The organism is Bradyrhizobium sp. MI1.10, assembly GCF_055811035.1.
Map to the genome: position 1 here is coordinate 211,415 of NZ_JBVVPN010000005.1, position 15,484 is coordinate 226,898.

General features: G+C 63.0%; 14 protein-coding genes. 9 read left to right on the top strand and 5 right to left on the bottom strand.

Annotated elements, in window-relative coordinates:
- Nucleotides 1-181: 181 nt before the first annotated feature.
- Nucleotides 182-2,311, bottom strand: coding sequence for an acetate--CoA ligase family protein (locus tag AC0L3K_RS08000; protein WP_473365743.1), 2,130 nt, complete (start codon nucleotides 2,309-2,311; stop codon nucleotides 182-184).
- 348 nt (nucleotides 2,312-2,659) lie between these two features.
- On the opposite strand from AC0L3K_RS08000, the gene AC0L3K_RS08005 reads away from it, so the two are divergent.
- The 4 genes from AC0L3K_RS08005 to AC0L3K_RS08020 all read left to right on the top strand — a co-directional run bounded on the left by AC0L3K_RS08005 (nucleotide 2,660) and on the right by AC0L3K_RS08020 (nucleotide 7,154).
- Nucleotides 2,660-3,352, top strand: a complete 693-nt coding sequence (locus tag AC0L3K_RS08005; RefSeq protein WP_197031202.1) for a GntR family transcriptional regulator — start codon at nucleotides 2,660-2,662, stop codon at nucleotides 3,350-3,352.
- A gap of 78 nt (nucleotides 3,353-3,430) precedes the next feature.
- Nucleotides 3,431-5,164, top strand: a complete 1,734-nt coding sequence (gene oxc / locus AC0L3K_RS08010) for an oxalyl-CoA decarboxylase (protein WP_219680904.1) — start codon at nucleotides 3,431-3,433, stop codon at nucleotides 5,162-5,164.
- A gap of 154 nt (nucleotides 5,165-5,318) precedes the next feature.
- Nucleotides 5,319-6,596 (top strand): formyl-CoA transferase, encoded by a 1,278-nt coding sequence (frc, locus tag AC0L3K_RS08015; protein ID WP_007593311.1) that lies wholly within the window; start codon nucleotides 5,319-5,321, stop codon nucleotides 6,594-6,596.
- Between the two features lie 375 nt (nucleotides 6,597-6,971).
- Nucleotides 6,972-7,154, top strand: coding sequence for a hypothetical protein (locus AC0L3K_RS08020; protein ID WP_007593314.1), 183 nt, complete (start codon nucleotides 6,972-6,974; stop codon nucleotides 7,152-7,154).
- 65 nt (nucleotides 7,155-7,219) lie between these two features.
- Here the strand turns inward: AC0L3K_RS08020 and AC0L3K_RS08025 are convergent, their stop codons facing one another.
- The 3 genes from AC0L3K_RS08025 to AC0L3K_RS08035 form a co-directional block, all read right to left on the bottom strand.
- Complete coding sequence (locus AC0L3K_RS08025; protein ID WP_007593316.1) at nucleotides 7,220-7,444, bottom strand: hypothetical protein; 225 nt, start codon at nucleotides 7,442-7,444, stop codon at nucleotides 7,220-7,222.
- A gap of 54 nt (nucleotides 7,445-7,498) precedes the next feature.
- Nucleotides 7,499-7,741 carry a hypothetical protein gene (locus tag AC0L3K_RS08030; RefSeq protein WP_007593322.1) on the bottom strand — a complete coding sequence of 81 codons (243 nt, stop codon included), beginning with the start codon at nucleotides 7,739-7,741 and terminating at the stop codon, nucleotides 7,499-7,501.
- Nucleotides 7,742-7,839: 98 nt separating this feature from the next.
- Nucleotides 7,840-8,049 carry a cold-shock protein gene (locus AC0L3K_RS08035; protein WP_007593324.1) on the bottom strand — a complete coding sequence of 70 codons (210 nt, stop codon included), beginning with the start codon at nucleotides 8,047-8,049 and terminating at the stop codon, nucleotides 7,840-7,842.
- Nucleotides 8,050-8,723: 674 nt separating this feature from the next.
- Here AC0L3K_RS08035 and pcaB point away from each other — a divergent pair.
- The 3 genes from pcaB (at nucleotide 8,724) to AC0L3K_RS08050 (ending at nucleotide 11,829) form a co-directional block, all read left to right on the top strand.
- The gene (pcaB, locus tag AC0L3K_RS08040; protein ID WP_473365744.1) at nucleotides 8,724-10,127 is read left to right on the top strand and encodes a 3-carboxy-cis,cis-muconate cycloisomerase; all 1,404 of its coding nucleotides are present in this window, start codon (nucleotides 8,724-8,726) and stop codon (nucleotides 10,125-10,127) included.
- A 6-nt stretch (nucleotides 10,128-10,133) separates the two neighbouring features.
- Complete coding sequence (locus tag AC0L3K_RS08045) at nucleotides 10,134-11,123, top strand: Bug family tripartite tricarboxylate transporter substrate binding protein (protein ID WP_007593328.1); 990 nt, start codon at nucleotides 10,134-10,136, stop codon at nucleotides 11,121-11,123.
- A gap of 262 nt (nucleotides 11,124-11,385) precedes the next feature.
- Complete coding sequence (locus AC0L3K_RS08050; protein ID WP_007593330.1) at nucleotides 11,386-11,829, top strand: SRPBCC family protein; 444 nt, start codon at nucleotides 11,386-11,388, stop codon at nucleotides 11,827-11,829.
- A 227-nt stretch (nucleotides 11,830-12,056) separates the two neighbouring features.
- On the opposite strand, the gene AC0L3K_RS08055 is transcribed toward AC0L3K_RS08050, so the two are convergent.
- Nucleotides 12,057-13,388, bottom strand: coding sequence for an Hsp70 family protein (locus AC0L3K_RS08055; RefSeq protein WP_473365745.1), 1,332 nt, complete (start codon nucleotides 13,386-13,388; stop codon nucleotides 12,057-12,059).
- A gap of 280 nt (nucleotides 13,389-13,668) precedes the next feature.
- Between AC0L3K_RS08055 and AC0L3K_RS08060 the strand changes: the two genes are divergently transcribed.
- Nucleotides 13,669-13,806, top strand: coding sequence for a hypothetical protein (locus AC0L3K_RS08060; protein WP_007593333.1), 138 nt, complete (start codon nucleotides 13,669-13,671; stop codon nucleotides 13,804-13,806).
- A 247-nt stretch (nucleotides 13,807-14,053) separates the two neighbouring features.
- Entirely contained in the window at nucleotides 14,054-15,340 is a 1,287-nt protein-coding gene (oxlT, locus tag AC0L3K_RS08065) for an oxalate/formate MFS antiporter (RefSeq protein ID WP_007593335.1), read from the top strand.
- Nucleotides 15,341-15,484: the final 144 nt, after the last annotated feature.

The following is a 15,484-nucleotide window of genomic DNA, read 5'->3' on the forward strand; positions in this document are numbered from 1 at the left end:
CAATCAGACAAGACGCGAGCCGCCTGCCCTCCCTCGCCCCGTTCTTACGGGGAGAGGGTCGGGGTGAGGGGCTATCTCCGCGAATACGGTGAGAGACGGACTTGTGGAGAGTGCCCCTCACCCGGAATTTGCTGTGCAAATTCCGGCCTCTCCCCGCAGGCGGGGAGAGGCGAAGGCAGCCTCAGAGCAGCCCTGCTCCGCGCGCCCATTTGTACTTGGCGCCGAGGACTTCGACCGGCAGCTCGGTCGAATACGCATAGGCCGGGATGCCGTTCTGGTAGAGATATTCGGCGGCCTCCTCGACCTCGACGTCGCCGGCGAGCGAGGCGACGATCGGCTTCACGAAGCCCTTGGCCTCCATCTCCTTCTTCACCTCGACCATGTTGCGGGCGAACACCATCGGCGGCGTGACGATGGTGTGCCAGTAGCCGAGGATCAGCGAATGAATGCGCTCGTCCGTCAGGCCGAGCTTCACCGTGTTGACGTAGGTGATCGGCGGCTCGCCGCCGGTGATGTCCACGGGATTTCCGGCCGCGCCAAACGGCGGGATGAACTTGCGGAAGGCAGCATCGAGATCTGCCGGCATCGACATCAGCGACAGGCCGTTGTCGACGCAGGAGTCCGACAGCAGCACGCCCGACCCGCCGGCACCGGTGATGATCAGCACGTTCTCGCCCTTCGGCGTCGGCAGCACCGGCACGCCGCGGGCGAATTCGAGCAGTTGCCGCAAGCTACGGGCGCGGATCACGCCGGACTGCGCGAGGACGTCCTCGTAGATCTTGTCGTTGCCGGCGAGCGCGCCGGTGTGCGACGAGGCCGCCTTCGCGCCGGCCGAGGTGCGGCCGGCCTTGAGCACGATGACCGGTTTTTTCTTGGAGACGCGCTTTGCCGCTTCCGCAAAGGCGCGGCCGTCCTTGAGGTCTTCGCAGTGCTGCGCGATCAGGTTGGTGTTCGGATCCTGCTCGAAGAAGGCGAGCAGATCGTCCTCGTCGATATCGGACTTGTTGCCGAGGCCGACGATCGCGGACACGCCCATCTTGGCCGAACGCGAGAAGCCGATGATGGCCATGCCGATGCCGCCCGACTGCGAGGACAGCGCCGCGTGGCCCTTGACGTCATAGGCGGTGCAGAAGGTCGCGCAGAGATTGGCAGGCGTATAATAGAAGCCGTAGATGTTCGGGCCCATCAGGCGGATGTCGTACTTCTTGCCGACTTCGACGATCTCGGCCTGCAGCTCCGGCGCGCCGGCTTCCGCGAAACCGGACGGGATCAGAACCGCGCCGGGAATTTTCTTCTCGCCGCATTCGGTGAGCGCCGCGGCGACGAACTTCGCGGGAATGGCGAACACCGCGGTATCGATCACGCCGGGCACGTCCTTGACGCTCTTATAGGCCTTGTAGCCGAGGATCTCGGCGGCCTTGGGATGAATCGGGTAGATGTCGCCCTTGTAGCCGCCGTTGATGAGGTTCTTCATCACGGAATTGCCGATCTTGCCGTCTTCGGCCGAAGCGCCGACCACGGCAACCGCCTTCGGCTGCATGATGCGGCTCATGGCCGCGACGATCTCTTCGGTCGGGCGCGGCTTCGGCTTGGGCACGTAAGCGAAGTCGACGACGATGCGGACGTCGGCCGCGATCGCGTCCTTGGCCGTCGCGAACACCGGGTTGAGATCGAGCTCGACGATCTCGGGGAAATCGCTGACGAGCTGCGAGACCTTGACGATGACATCCGCAAGCGCGGTGCGGTTCACCGGCTCGCCGCCGCGAACGCCCTTCAAAATCTCATGCGCCTGGATGCCGTCGAGCATCGACAGCGCGTCTTGTTTGGTCGCGGGCGCGAGGCGGAAGGTGATGTCCTTCAGGACTTCGACCAGCACGCCGCCGAGGCCGAAGGCAACCAGCTTGCCGAACGAGGCATCGGTGATCGACCCGACGATCACTTCGGTGCCGCCGGCCAGCATCTGCTGCACCTGGACGCCCTCGATCTTGGCGTCGGACTTGTACTTCCTGGCGTTGGACAGGATCGTCTCGTAGGCCTTCTCGGCGTCTTCGGCCGTCTTGAGGCCGACGATGACGCCGCCGGCTTCGGTCTTGTGGAGAATGTCCGGGGAGACGATCTTCATCACCACCGGAAAGCCCATCGAGGCGGCCATTTTGCCGGCCTCGCCGGCCGATTTCGCCACACCCTCCTTCGGCACTGGAATGCCGTAGGCGTCGCAGACCAGCTTGCCTTCCGGCGCGGTCAGGCTGGTGCGCTTGTCCGCCTTGACCTGGTCAAGCACCTTGCGGACGGCATCTTTGGAATTGGACATGTGGCTCTCCCTTGACCTTGGTTCTTGCGTTCTCGAAGCGCGCGCGTGTTGCGGCTGCCCGTGATGCTTTCCATTCGCCGCGCTCTGTTCCATGTCGCGGAACGGAGTGGCATAACGCCGAGATTACTCCGCCGGCTTGGATCAAAAATGGCTGGCGATGGCATTTGGTATGCCAGAAGCCAACTTGTCAAGCTGCAGCGCACCTTAGAACGCTGCAAAAAATAGGCAGCTTGACATTCTGGTATTTGGTATGCCAAAAACTTTCCCGTTAATAATCCTGTAAAAGACGACTCCCACTGGAGGAGATTCGTCGTGTCACTGCGGAAACCAACCAAGGCGTTGCCGAACATGGCCGAGGCAGATATCGCAATCGTTCGTATTGCCCCGGAGTCGAGCTTCAAGAACAAGGCGTATGACGCCTTGAAGGAAGCCATCCTCAAGATGGACATCTACTCGACACCCGAGCCGGTGATGCTCGACGAGCGGGCGTTGTCCGAGCGCCTGGGTGTGAGCCGCACGCCGATCCGCGAAGCCATCGCGATGCTCGAGCAGGACGGCTTCGTGAAGACGGTCCCGCGCCGCGGCATCATGGTGGTGCGGAGGACCAAGAGCGAGATCGTCGACATGATCCGCGCCTGGGCGGCGCTGGAGAGCATGGCGGCCCGCCTCATCACCGCCACAGCGCGAAAGAAAGACATCACGGCGCTGCGCGACTACTTCAAGGATTTTGGTAAAGACCGCCTGCCCGAGGATCACGTCGAGGAATATTCGCGCGCCAACATCGCCTTCCACCAGGCGCTGATCTCGCTGTCGGAATCACCGGTGCTGGTCGATCTCACCAACGACTTGCTGCTGCACGTGCGTGGCTATCGGCAATTGACCATCGGACGCAAGGACCGTACCGCGACGTCGCTCCCCGAGCATCTCGGCATGATCGAAGCCTTGGAGGCGCGCGATACCGAGCTCGCCGAGAAGCGCGCCCGCGATCACACCCTTGGCCTTGCCGCTTACGTCGAAGCGCATGGTCAGGAACTCTTCTAGCCAGCAACGTTCACCAGAAGGGCGAGGCATCGCCCCTAAAGCCTGAAACGGCATCTTGAGACCAGGGAGACAAGGCCCATGCTGAATACCGCGACCAAGTCCGAAGCACCGGGCACCGAGCAGGAATTGACGGATGGCTTTCATCTCGTCATCGACGCGCTCAAGCTGAACGGCATCAACACCATCTACAATGTGCCGGGCATCCCGATCACGGATTTGGGCCGCATGGCCCAGGCGGCCGGTATTCGCATGATCTCGTTCCGCCACGAGCAGAACGCCGGCTATGCGGCGGGCATCGCCGGCTACCTCACCAAGAAGCCCGGCATCTGCCTCACCGTCTCCGCTCCCGGCTTCCTCAACGGTCTCACCGCGCTCGCGCACGCCACCACCAACTGCTACCCGATGATCCTGATCTCAGGCTCCTCCGAGCGCGAGATCGTCGACCTCCAGCAGGGCGACTACGAAGAAATGGACCAGCTGGCGATCGCCAAGCCGCTGTGCAAGGCAGCCTATCGCGTGCTGCACGCCCAGGACATCGGCATCGGTCTTGCCCGTGCCATCCGTGCCGCCGTCTCCGGCCGTCCGGGCGGCGTCTATCTCGACCTGCCGGCAAAGCTGTTCGGCCAGGTGATGAACGCCGATGCCGGCCGGAAGTCGCTGGTCAAGGTGATCGACGCGGCTCCCGCGCAGATCCCCTCGCCCGCTTCGATCAAGCGCGCGCTTGATGTTTTGAAGGGCGCAAAACGTCCGCTCATCATCCTCGGCAAGGGCGCGGCCTACGCGCAGGCCGACGAGGAGATCAAGACCTTCGTCGAGAAGAGCGGCATTCCCTTCCTGCCGATGAGCATGGCCAAGGGCCTCCTCTCCGACACGCATCCGCAGTGCGCAGGCGCCGCCCGTTCGACGGTGCTGAAGGAATCCGACGTCGTGCTGCTGATCGGCGCCCGACTGAACTGGCTGCTCTCGCACGGTAAGGGCAAGAACTGGGGCGAAGCGCCCAAGAAGTTCATCCAGGTCGACATCGAACCGCGCGAGATGGACTCCAACGTCGAGATCGTCGCGCCCGTCGTCGGCGACATCGGCTCGGTCGTTTCCGCCTTCAACCAGGCGATGGCGTCGGGCTGGACCGCGCCGCCGGTCGAATGGACCAAGGCGATTTCGACCAAGCGCGAAGAGAACGTCGCCAAGATGGCGCCGAAGCTCATGAACAACAAATCGCCGATGGACTATCACGGCGCGCTCGGCGTGCTGAAGAACGTCATCAAGGATCATCCCGAGGCGATCCTCGTCAACGAGGGCGCCAACACGCTCGACCTCGCCCGCGGCGTCATCGACATGTATCGCCCACGCAAGCGTCTCGACGTCGGCACTTGGGGCGTGATGGGCATCGGCATGGGCCAGGCGATCGCGGCTACGCTCGAGACCGGCCATCCCGTGCTCGCGGTGGAAGGCGACTCGGCCTTCGGCTTCTCCGGCATGGAAGTGGAGACCATCTGCCGCTACAATTTGCCGATCTGCGTCGTCATCTTCAACAATGACGGCATCTATCGCGGCACCGACGTCAACGGCGCCAATGCCGATCCGGCGACGACGGTGTTCGTCAAGGGCGCCCGCTACGACAAGATGATGGAAGCCTTCGGCGGTGTCGGCGTCAACGCCACCTCGCCGGACGAGCTCAAGCGCGCCGTCAACGAAGCCATGGCCTCGGGCAAGCCGACGCTCATCAACGCCGTGATCGATCCGGCCGCCGGTTCCGAGAGCGGCCGCATCGGCAACCTCAATCCGCAGAGCGTTCTGCAGAAGAAGAAGTAACCAGCCGCCGGGTCATTCCCCGCGCAGGCGGGGAATCCAGTAATCGCCAGATCATCCTTGAGGCGAGCACTGAGGCCCAACTGAACCTTCAGCGAATAATGGATGCCCGCCTTCGCGGGCATGACGGAAACAGAAGAGTAACAGGAGCAACACGATGACAAAAGCGCTCGAGGGCGTTCGCATTCTCGACTTCACCCACGTCCAGTCCGGGCCGACCTGCACGCAGTTGCTCGCTTGGTTCGGCGCCGACGTGATCAAGGTAGAGCGCCCGGGCGTGGGTGACATCACCCGCGGCCAGCTGCAGGACATCCCGAACGTGGACAGCCTGTATTTCACCATGCTCAACCACAACAAGCGCTCGATCACGCTCGACACCAAGAACCCCAAGGGCAAGGAAGTCCTCACCGAGCTCATCAAGAAGTGCGACGTGCTGGTCGAGAACTTCGGCCCCGGCGTGCTCGACCGCATGGGCTTCCCCTGGGAGAAGATCCAGGCGATCAACCCGAAGATGATCGTCGCCTCGATCAAGGGCTTTGGCCCCGGACCGTACGAAGACTGCAAGGTTTATGAGAACGTCGCACAGTGCACCGGCGGCGCCGCCTCCACCACCGGCTTCCGCGACGGCCTGCCGCTGGTCACCGGCGCGCAGATCGGCGACAGCGGCACCGGTCTGCATCTGGCGCTCGGCATCGTCACCGCACTCTATCACCGCACCCATTCCGGCAAGGGCCAGAAGGTGACGGCTGCGATGCAAGACGGCGTGCTCAACCTCGCGCGCGTCAAGCTGCGCGACCAGCAGCGCCTCGCCCACGGCCCGCTCAAGGAATACAGCCAGTTCGGCGAAGGCATTCCGTTCGGCGATGCCGTGCCGCGTGCCGGCAACGATTCCGGCGGCGGCCAGCCCGGCCGCATCCTGAAGTGCAAGGGCTGGGAGACCGATCCCAACGCCTACATCTACTTCATCACCCAGGCCCCGGTCTGGGAGAAGATCTGCGACGTGATCGGTGAGCCCTCCTGGAAGACCGATCCGAACTACGCCAAGCCGGCCGTCCGCCTGCCGCGCCTGAACGAGATCTTCGGCCGCATCGAACAGTGGACGATGACGAAGACGAAGTTCGAGGCGATGGAAATCCTCAACAAGGACGACATCCCCTGCGGCCCGATCCTGTCGATGAAGGAGATCGCCGAGGACCAGTCGCTGCGCGCGACCGGCACCGTGGTTGAGGTCGACCACCCCACCCGCGGCAAGTACATCTCGGTCGGCAACCCGATCAAGCTGTCGGACTCCCCCAGCGATGTGGAGCGCTCCCCGCTGCTCGGCGAGCACACCGACGAGATCCTGCGCACCGTGCTTGGCTTCTCGGACCATCAGGTCGCCGATATCCACAAGTCCGGCGCGCTCGATCCGCCGCAAAAGCAGGCCGCCGAGTAAGCGGGCTCATCTCACGACGCGAAAGGCCGCCGGCTTCGGCGGCCTTTTTGTTGACGCCGAAGGGGCTGCATCGCACGATCGGCACGCTTGCCGCGCCGCGAAGGCTGGATTAAAGATTGGTTCGCGAGGAACAGACGCGGCGGCCGGCCGTTGCTCCCTCGACCGGCGTGCTCCCGGGAATGAGAGCATGCCCGGAAATGCCAGCATGCCATCTCCACAGCGAGTGCAGCACGCCTCGCAAAGACCCTGCCCCACGCTGAAGAACTGGTCGCCTTCGCTTCCGAGGATGGCAAGTCGGCCTTTCAGTTCGGGCACGGGTGGCGTCGCGTCCGGCACTCGCCAGGACCACGCTCTTTGATCAAATTGAGGGCTTAAATGTCGAAAGATCAATCCTCTGATCGCGCCAAGCGTGAAGCCAACAAGGCGTTCAAGCCTGCGACAACGCAGAAGCCGATCAATGACTATGCGAAGGACCAGAACTCCTTCAACGAGAATCGCGAACGGCTGAAAGCGGAGCGATTGGCCCGCGAAGCGAAGCCGGGAAGCCGTTCCGAATAAGCGCGGACGGTACCAGGCTCCGACGGCGAATTCCGCTGAAGCGGGGGCGCCGAAATCCGCCTGATCTACAGCATCGAGAGCACGACGATTCCGTCTTCAACTGCCCCGGAAGCGAGCTGCGCCCGCGCCATGCGCTCTAACTCGGTCCGGTTCTTGCGAAGATAACTGAAAGCCTGCTTCTGCGTCAGGAACGTCGTCGCAAGACGGCACATCTGTCGTCCTGCGCCAAGCGCGAGAAAGAAGGTGATGGTGCCACCGCCATCCGACTTGATTCTAGGCACGATCCGCACTCTTTGGCATGTGATCGGTCCTCTCCGAATTGTCGTCGCCGCAATGGAAGGCAGCTATGGCGTCACCTTCTTCTTGCGCTTCGTCGGGGTGGCCGCGGGCAGCGATGCCTGAAGGGCGGCGTCTGCCGCTTCCTTGGCTTCGCGCAGCTCTCGAAGCCGCGCCATGTTCTTGCGAACATCGACGGCTTGCTTTCCAACATCCACCATCGCCCGAGCGCCTTCCTCAGCGGCCAAACGCTGACGGTTAGTACGCGCGATGCTTTCGGGTGACGGTTCGGCCGGTCTCTTGGCGCTCATTATTCACCCTGCTCTGCAACGGACAAAAACCCGCTCAATCCTGGGATCGAGCGGGTGGCATGGCCGTTTCAGTACATCCGTGAAACGGCACCAAGGCTTTAGGCCAGCGAGAGATTCTCAGCGCTGACCTTGCCCCGCATCTTGTCGGTCTTGAGCTCGAAGTTGACCTTTTGGCCTTCAGCGAGACCTGCAAGACCAGCCCGCTCGACCGCGCTGATGTGAACGAACACATCGTTGCCGCCGTCGTTCGGCTGAATGAATCCAAAGCCCTTCTGGCCGTTAAACCACTTCACAGTACCTGTCGTCATTTTCTTCTCCAAAGCGCATACGCGCAGGTTCCGCGTGATCGTCACGCAGAACAAATTCTATTCGTCGATGTCTATGGAAAAGGAGCCCGCGGGCGCATTCAACAAGGCACAGCGGCTGAACGAACAGCCTCAACGTATACCTCATCCTCACCATTTGCAAGGCTTGACCGAATTTAACGCCTCGGGAGCCCGGCTAGGGACATGACGCCACGCTGCCGAGCACTCATCGTCCGGCGCCAACTGCTCTGGGAGGGCTGCCGAGCGCCACATGCGTCGGCTCCGCCGCACGGAGTCCAGATCGCGTCCCATGAAGCTTTCGTAGCGGCTCTGATTTTCTCGGCGACGATCTGCAACCCAAACCCGATCACGGTTTGCAATATCCGAATTCAGAGTATTTTGAGGGCGCTCGACGCGTTCTCCAATTCAGAACGCATGTATCGCAATAATGCATTTTTACAAAACGAGGGGGTAACCTAGGCTTGATCGATGCCAAGCCGTACGGCGCGCAATGGAGCGCGACGACGGAGGGACCGATACCGACCGATGCGGCTATTTTTTACTCAGACGTCGCCATACGCCCGCAAGGTAAGAGTCGCCATTCATGAGCTCGGGTTGAGGCTTGCCGACTGGTTTGAACGCGCGCGCGTTCGCTCATCCATGATCGCGATACGGCCATGCTGAGTTTCGAACCCGGAACGGTCTTCAGCAGCCGTCACCTCGCCGACATTTTCAGCACCGCCCCGATGCGCACAATTTTCGGTGAGCGCAATTCGCTTGAGTCCATGCTTCTGGTCGAGGTCGCGCTGGCGAAGGTTCAAGCGCAGCTCGGTGTGATTCCTGCCGAGGCTGCTGCTGCGATCGCCTCCGCTGCACGTGCTGAACTACTCGACCTCGACGAATTGGCGGCGGGAACTTTGCGCGCTGGTTTGCCGGTCGTGAATCTGGTCGAGCAGTTGATCCGACTCACCGGCAACCCCCATGGCGAATTCGTCCATTGGGGCGCCACGAGTCAGGACATCATGGACACCGCGCTCGTGGTGCAGATCCGCGACGCGCTCGAGCTCATCCACCGCGATCTGGAGCGCCTGATATCGACGCTTGCGGATCTGGCGCGTACCCACCGCGATACGCCCATGGTCGGCAGGACGAAACTTCAACACGCGATTCCGATCACCTTCGGATTCAAGGTTTCCGTCTGGCTGTCGGGCCTGCTGCGCCACAGGCAACGTCTCGCCGAACTCAAACCAAGAGTCCTCCAGGTCCAGTTCGGCGGTGCGGTCGGCACTTTCGCATCACTCGGCGACAATGGCGACAGCGTCCGCGCTGCGTTGGCCAGCGAACTCGAACTCGGCGAACCTCTGGTGGCATGGCACGCCGCGCGCGATAGTTTGGCCGAGACGGTTTGCCTGCTTGGGCTGATCTCCGCGACCTTGAGCAAGATCGCGACCGATGTCGTGTTGATGGCGCAGACTGAGGTCGGCGAAGTGCTGGAGCCAGGCGGCCAGGGCCACGGCGCCTCCAGCACCATGCCGCACAAGCGCAACCCGATCATCTGTGAGCAGATTCTCAGCACCGGACTGTCGTTGCGCCGGCTCGCGAGCGCCATGCTCGACGCTTCGGTCCACGACCATGAACGGGCGACGGGACCGTGGCAGGCCGAATGGTCGCTGCTGCCGGAAGCATTCGTACTGGTCTCCCGGGCCTTGGACAACGCTGTTCGCCTCTGCGGCGGACTGGTCGTCAGACCCGATGCGATGCAGGCCAATCTCGGGCGGACACAGGGTCTCATCGCCGCCGAGGCCGTCATGATGGCGCTGGCTCCACACGTCGGGCGCCATCATGCGCACGAGATGGTGAGCGCGGCATGCACGCACGCGATCGCTTCGGGCCTGACATTGGCCCAGAGCCTTTCGCGCGATCCGGCCGTGACGGCCCACATCGCCCTGCATGAGATCGAGGCGGCTGCGGACCCGGCTCGATACATCGGCCTGTCCGCCCGTGAGGTCGATCGTGTCCTCGCGGCCTGTGCCGATCGACCGGCCAGTGCTGCGCAAGACGACGCCCCTGATGCGGAGTGAGGCCATATGATTCTGAAACGCAAGCATACGGCCCTCCTCGCAGCTGCGATGCTGTCAATGTTGAATGCGGCACATGCCGAGTCGCCCTTCCCATCACGGCCGATCACGTTGATCGTCCCGTTCGCGGCTGGCGGCCCGAATGACGTGATGAGCCGGATCGTGTCCGAACACATGTCGCGAAAACTCGGGCAGCCGATCATTGTCGAGAACATCGCCGGGGCGGGCGGCACGACCGGCTCAGCGCGCGTCGCAAAAAGCGCGCCCGACGGTTATACGCTCGTCAGCGGTCACGTCGGGACGCATGCGGCATCGGTCGCGCTGTATCCGAATCTGCGTTACGACCCGCTGGTTGATTTCACGCCGATTGGCCTGGTCGCGGAAACGCCGATCCTCGTCGTCGCTCGCCGCGACCTTGGCGCGGACAGCATGGCGTCGTTCATCGCGATCGCCAAGGCGCGCGGCCCGGACCTCACCTTGGCCCATGCGGGTGTCGGTTCGATCAGCCACATCAGCTGTCTGCTGTTCACCTCCGTGATCGGATTCAAGCCGGTCGAGGTGCCATATCGGGGATCAGCACTGGCGATGACCGACCTGATCGCCGGCCGCAGCGACTTCAGTTGTGGATTGTTGGGCGACGTTCTTCCCTTCCTGGGTGACAACAATCTGCGTTTCCTGACCGTTTCGGCCGCAGCGCGGGTTCCGCAATTGCCGGAGACACCGACGGCCAGGGAAGCAGGGCTTCCACAGTTTGTCGCATCGAGCTGGTTCGCGTTCTACCTGCCGAAAGGCGCGCCTGACGCCATTCGCGACCGGTTCTCGGATGCGCTTTGCGCAGCGCTCGACGATGACGGCGTGCGGAGACGGCTCGAACTGGTAGGCTTGATCCTGCCACCGCCGGACCAGCGAGGCCCCGAACCGCTCAAGCGACGGATGACCGAAGAGATCGCGCGCTGGCAGGACATCGTCAAAACCGCGCAGATTCGACTCGATCAATAAGTGCGACCGATGCAGTCGAGCGCGTGATCGCCGGCCAGCTTTCGCCGTCGGCGCATCAGCCGCAGGCGGGCGGAACAATCCGACGATCCCCGGCTACAATCTCGCATTCACCATGACGCCGCACGACGTGGCGGCAGTCTGCCAATCATCCATCAAAAAAATCGAGACGCCCTGTCGGATCGGCGGTATCTGATCCGTCATCTAGACATGAATGGGCAATAGACGCTGACGTCGAGCCCGGCGATTCATGAGGAAGATGATCATGCCCAGCACTGTCCGCCTGCACCGCGTTTTGACGACCAGCCCGGAGAAAGTCTATCGCGCCTTCCTGGAGGCGGATGCGCTGGCGAAATGGCTTCCGCCGAACGGCTTCACCTGCACGGTCCATCATTTCGAGCCGAAGGTCGGGGGTACGTTCAAGATGTCGTTCCGTAACTTCACGACGGGCAACAGCCACGCCTTCGGCGGCGAATATCTCGAGCTCGTTCCCGGCGAACGTCTCCGCTACACCGACAGGTTCGACGACCCCAATCTGCCCGGCGAAATCCAGGTCACCGTGATCCTGAAGAAGGTATCCGTCGGCACTGAGCTGGATATCACGCAGGCCGGCATCCCCGACGTCATTCCGCCGGAGGCTTGTTATCTCGGCTGGCAGGAATCGCTGCGCAATCTGGCGAAGCTCGTCGAGCCTGAGATCAAGCAATAGCGTCTGAGGTAGAGCGAGCGCCTCGTCCTTCGAGACGACCGCTCCGCGGTCTCCTCAAGATGAGGCTAGCGGCAACAGCGCTCGTCGAGACTGCGGCCACATACTCCGACCTCATCCTGAGGGCCCGCCAAAGGCGGGCGTCTCGAAGGATGGGCCGCCGAAACGGTCGCCAAGTGCGATGGCCAGCTCACGACGGGAACCAGCGATCGAGTGTCATCTCAGCGAGCCTACGCCCCTGCCTTCGGCGCAATCCCGCCGCTTGCGGTCCAGCGGTCGGGGTCCGGGCTGTGTCCGATCAAAGCAAGGCCGTAGGCGATCGACTCGAACTGATCGCCCGACATCAGCCGTTCGTTGCCGAACCGCTCGGCGAACAGTTTTCGAACGGCCGGCACGAAGGACGTGCCGCCGGTCAGAAACACCTTTTCGATCTCGCGCGCGGTGATGCCGGCTTCGCCAAGCACCTTGTCGACGGTGGCCCCGAGCCTCGCGATATCGTCGGCAATCCAGGCTTCGAAATTCTTCCGCGTGATGGTCGAGCCAATGTCGACCCCGCCGCCTTTGAAGCGGAACTCCACCTGATCCTGCGCCGACAGCGCGACCTTGGCGTCGGATACCGCGCGGTACAACGAAAAGCCGAGGTCGAGATCGACGATGGTGATGAAATCCTCGAGCAGAGCCGGCTTCACCGCGGTGCGCGCAAGCTCCCGGAGTTCGCGCAGGTCGCCGTTGCTCTTCATCATCGCAAGCTGATGCCAGCGCGCGAGATTGGTGTAGTGGCCGGTAGGGATCGGCAGCACCTTGTCGAACGAGCGGAAGCTCGAGCCCTTGCCCAGCCGCGGCGAGACGACGTGATCGACGATGCGGTAATCGAACGTGTCGCCCGCAATCCCGATGCCGGCATGGCCGAGCGGCTCGGCGCGCAAGGCGCCGCCGGCACGCGAGAACCGCATCACGGAGAAATCGCTGGTACCGCCCCCGAAATCCGCAACCAGCACGGTCGCATCCCGCTCCAGGCGGCGAGCGAAGGAGAACGCTGCGCCCACGGGTTCGTAGACATAGCGCGCGTGGCCGGCGCCAAGGCGCTCGAACGCGGCCCGGTAGCGCTGCATCGCGAGCGCCTCGTCAGGATTGCCGCCGGCGAAGCGGACGGGGCGACCGACCGTGATGGTGGACGTCTCGAAGCCGAATTTATCGCCGCCATGGCGCGCCAGCGTCCGCAGGAACGCCGCCAAAATGTCCTCGAACTTGTAGCGCTGCCGGAACACCTGGGTGGTGTTGAAGCTGGAGCTCGCGGCGAAGGTCTTGAACGACTGGAGGAAGCGGTAGACATGCCGTCCTTCCAGGAACTGCTCGATCGCCCACGGGCCGCCTTCGGCCTGGGCGCCGGCTCCCGGCCGATCCTCCCAGAAGCACAGCGCCGATACGAAGACACTGTGGCGCTGTCCGCCATGGTCGAAGCGGATGGCCTCGACCCGGCGGTCGTCCGCCGCAAGGGCCACGACCGTGTTGCTGGTCCCAAAATCGATGCCGATCGAGACGGCGTGCGAGGCGCTCGACATGAACCACTCTGACAGATGATTGGAAGGGGGCAGACCACTAGCGGCTTCGTGTGCCGCTGCCAAGGCTCCGTTTTTGGACATCGACGGTCAAATGGTTCAGTTTCGGCGGGGTTTGGGCATATCCCCGCTCAAATCGGCCCATTTAACGGATTATTATGCTGCAATGCGAAGAGCTAAATGCTGCTATGCAATGGCATGCATAGACATTGGCATCTGGTATACATAGGTTGCCCTTCGAAATGAGACAGCAGCACTGACCGTCTCAAGAAAGGGATTTTCGATGTCCAAGACCGCTTCCGTCGCTCTCGCGCCCTCATCCTCGCTGTTCGCCCGCTTGATGGCCACGATCGACCGCCTCCTGATGGCGAGCGCCGAGATCTCGAATCACAATGGCGACCTGCCGCGCTTCGGCCTGTAAGCCGGGCAGCCTCCCGCGCCGCCGCGCAGCGGCACGGTTTTAAATCGGTTCGCATACGACTTTTGATGAATGGCCCCGGATGACGGGGCCATTTCTACTTGTGCTGTCCTGAGTCACAGCCGCCACCGGGCAAGGTGCTGCGGCATTTGCGCACGGTGACCGGACCAGCGCTTGAAGCTTGGCATAATGCATACAAGAATGCCGTTCCAGCGCTCGCAGAAAAATGAGAGGCGCCACGGGAGGCTTTATGACGGACATGGTGCAAGCAACCGCCCCGACAGCCGCGCGCGTTAGCGACACGTATCGCTGGACGCAGTTGGCGGTTGGCGTCGCGGCGATGGTGATGATCGCCAACTATCAATATGGCTGGACGTTCTTCGTCCCCGACATCCAGAAGAAATTCGGCTGGGATCGCGCGTCGATCCAATGGGCCTTTACGTTGTTCGTGCTGTTCGAGACCTGGCTCGTGCCGATCGAAGGATGGTTCGTCGACAAATACGGTCCGCGCATCGTGGTGCTGGTCGGCGGCGTGCTCTGTGCCGCCGGCTGGGCGATCAACGCGGAGGCGACCACGCTCAACGGCTACTATCTCGGCATGATCATCGCAGGCATCGGCGCCGGCGGCGTCTACGGCACCTGCGTCGGCAACGCCTTGAAGTGGTTTCCGGACAAGCGCGGTCTTGCCGCGGGCATCACCGCCGCGGGCTTCGGTGCAGGCTCCGCGCTCACCGTCGCGCCGATCCAGGCCATGATCAAGGACAGCGGCTTCCAGACCACATTCCTCTATTTCGGCCTCGGACAAGGCATCATCATCTGCATCCTCGCCTTCTTCCTGCTGGCGCCGAAGGCAGGCCAGGTGCCGAGCGTGGTGGCGAACGCCAATCTGCAACAGAGCCGCCGCAACTATCAGCCGACCGAGGTGCTGCGTCAGCCGATCTTCTGGCTGATGTACTTCATGTTCGTGATCGTCGGCGCCGGCGGCCTGATGGTGACGGCCAATTTGAAGCCGATCGCGGCCGACTGGAAGATCGACAACGTGCCGGTCACGTTGATGGCGGTGACGATGACCGCGGTGACCTTCGCGGCCACGATCGACCGCGTGCTCAACGGCCTGACGCGTCCGTTCTTCGGATGGATCTCCGACATGATCGGCCGCGAGAACACGATGTTCATCGCCTTCGGGATGGAAGGTATCGGCATCTGGATGCTCTACCTCTGGGGCCACGATCCGCTCTGGTTCGTGCTGCTCTCGGGCTTCGTGTTCTTCGCCTGGGGTGAGATCTATTCGCTGTTCCCCTCGACCTGCACCGACACGTTCGGCGCCAAGTTCGCGACCACCAATGCCGGCCTGCTCTACACCGCGAAGGGGACGGCCGCGCTGCTGGTCCCGATCGGCAATTACATGCAGCAGTCGTCGGGCAGTTGGGACAACGTGTTCATCATCGCGGCCGGCGCCAACATCCTGGCCTCGGCGCTGGCGATCGCGGTGCTCAAGCCCTGGCGCAAGGTCGTGGTCGCGCAATCGACCGTCTGACGCACTCCAAAAGCGCTTCTCGCGCAAGACGCCCCGCCCCCCGGGCCGGGGGGGGGGGGGGTTGGGGGGGGGGTGGCGGGGCCCCCCCGGGGGCCGCCCGCCCCGCCCATTTATGGGGGCCCCCCCCCCGGGCGCGGGGGGTGG

Coding starts and splice junctions, on each gene's coding strand:
- AC0L3K_RS08000 (WP_473365743.1), bottom strand. CDS start 2,311: ATGTCCAATTCCAAAGATGCCGTCCGCAAGGTGCTTGACCAGGTCAAG.
- AC0L3K_RS08005 (WP_197031202.1), top strand. CDS start 2,660: ATGGCCGAGGCAGATATCGCAATCGTTCGTATTGCCCCGGAGTCGAGC.
- oxc (WP_219680904.1), top strand. CDS start 3,431: ATGCTGAATACCGCGACCAAGTCCGAAGCACCGGGCACCGAGCAGGAA.
- frc (WP_007593311.1), top strand. CDS start 5,319: ATGACAAAAGCGCTCGAGGGCGTTCGCATTCTCGACTTCACCCACGTC.
- AC0L3K_RS08020 (WP_007593314.1), top strand. CDS start 6,972: ATGTCGAAAGATCAATCCTCTGATCGCGCCAAGCGTGAAGCCAACAAG.
- AC0L3K_RS08030 (WP_007593322.1), bottom strand. CDS start 7,741: ATGAGCGCCAAGAGACCGGCCGAACCGTCACCCGAAAGCATCGCGCGT.
- AC0L3K_RS08035 (WP_007593324.1), bottom strand. CDS start 8,049: ATGACGACAGGTACTGTGAAGTGGTTTAACGGCCAGAAGGGCTTTGGA.
- pcaB (WP_473365744.1), top strand. CDS start 8,724: ATGCTGAGTTTCGAACCCGGAACGGTCTTCAGCAGCCGTCACCTCGCC.
- AC0L3K_RS08045 (WP_007593328.1), top strand. CDS start 10,134: ATGATTCTGAAACGCAAGCATACGGCCCTCCTCGCAGCTGCGATGCTG.
- AC0L3K_RS08050 (WP_007593330.1), top strand. CDS start 11,386: ATGCCCAGCACTGTCCGCCTGCACCGCGTTTTGACGACCAGCCCGGAG.
- AC0L3K_RS08055 (WP_473365745.1), bottom strand. CDS start 13,388: ATGTCGAGCGCCTCGCACGCCGTCTCGATCGGCATCGATTTTGGGACC.
- AC0L3K_RS08060 (WP_007593333.1), top strand. CDS start 13,669: ATGTCCAAGACCGCTTCCGTCGCTCTCGCGCCCTCATCCTCGCTGTTC.
- oxlT (WP_007593335.1), top strand. CDS start 14,054: ATGACGGACATGGTGCAAGCAACCGCCCCGACAGCCGCGCGCGTTAGC.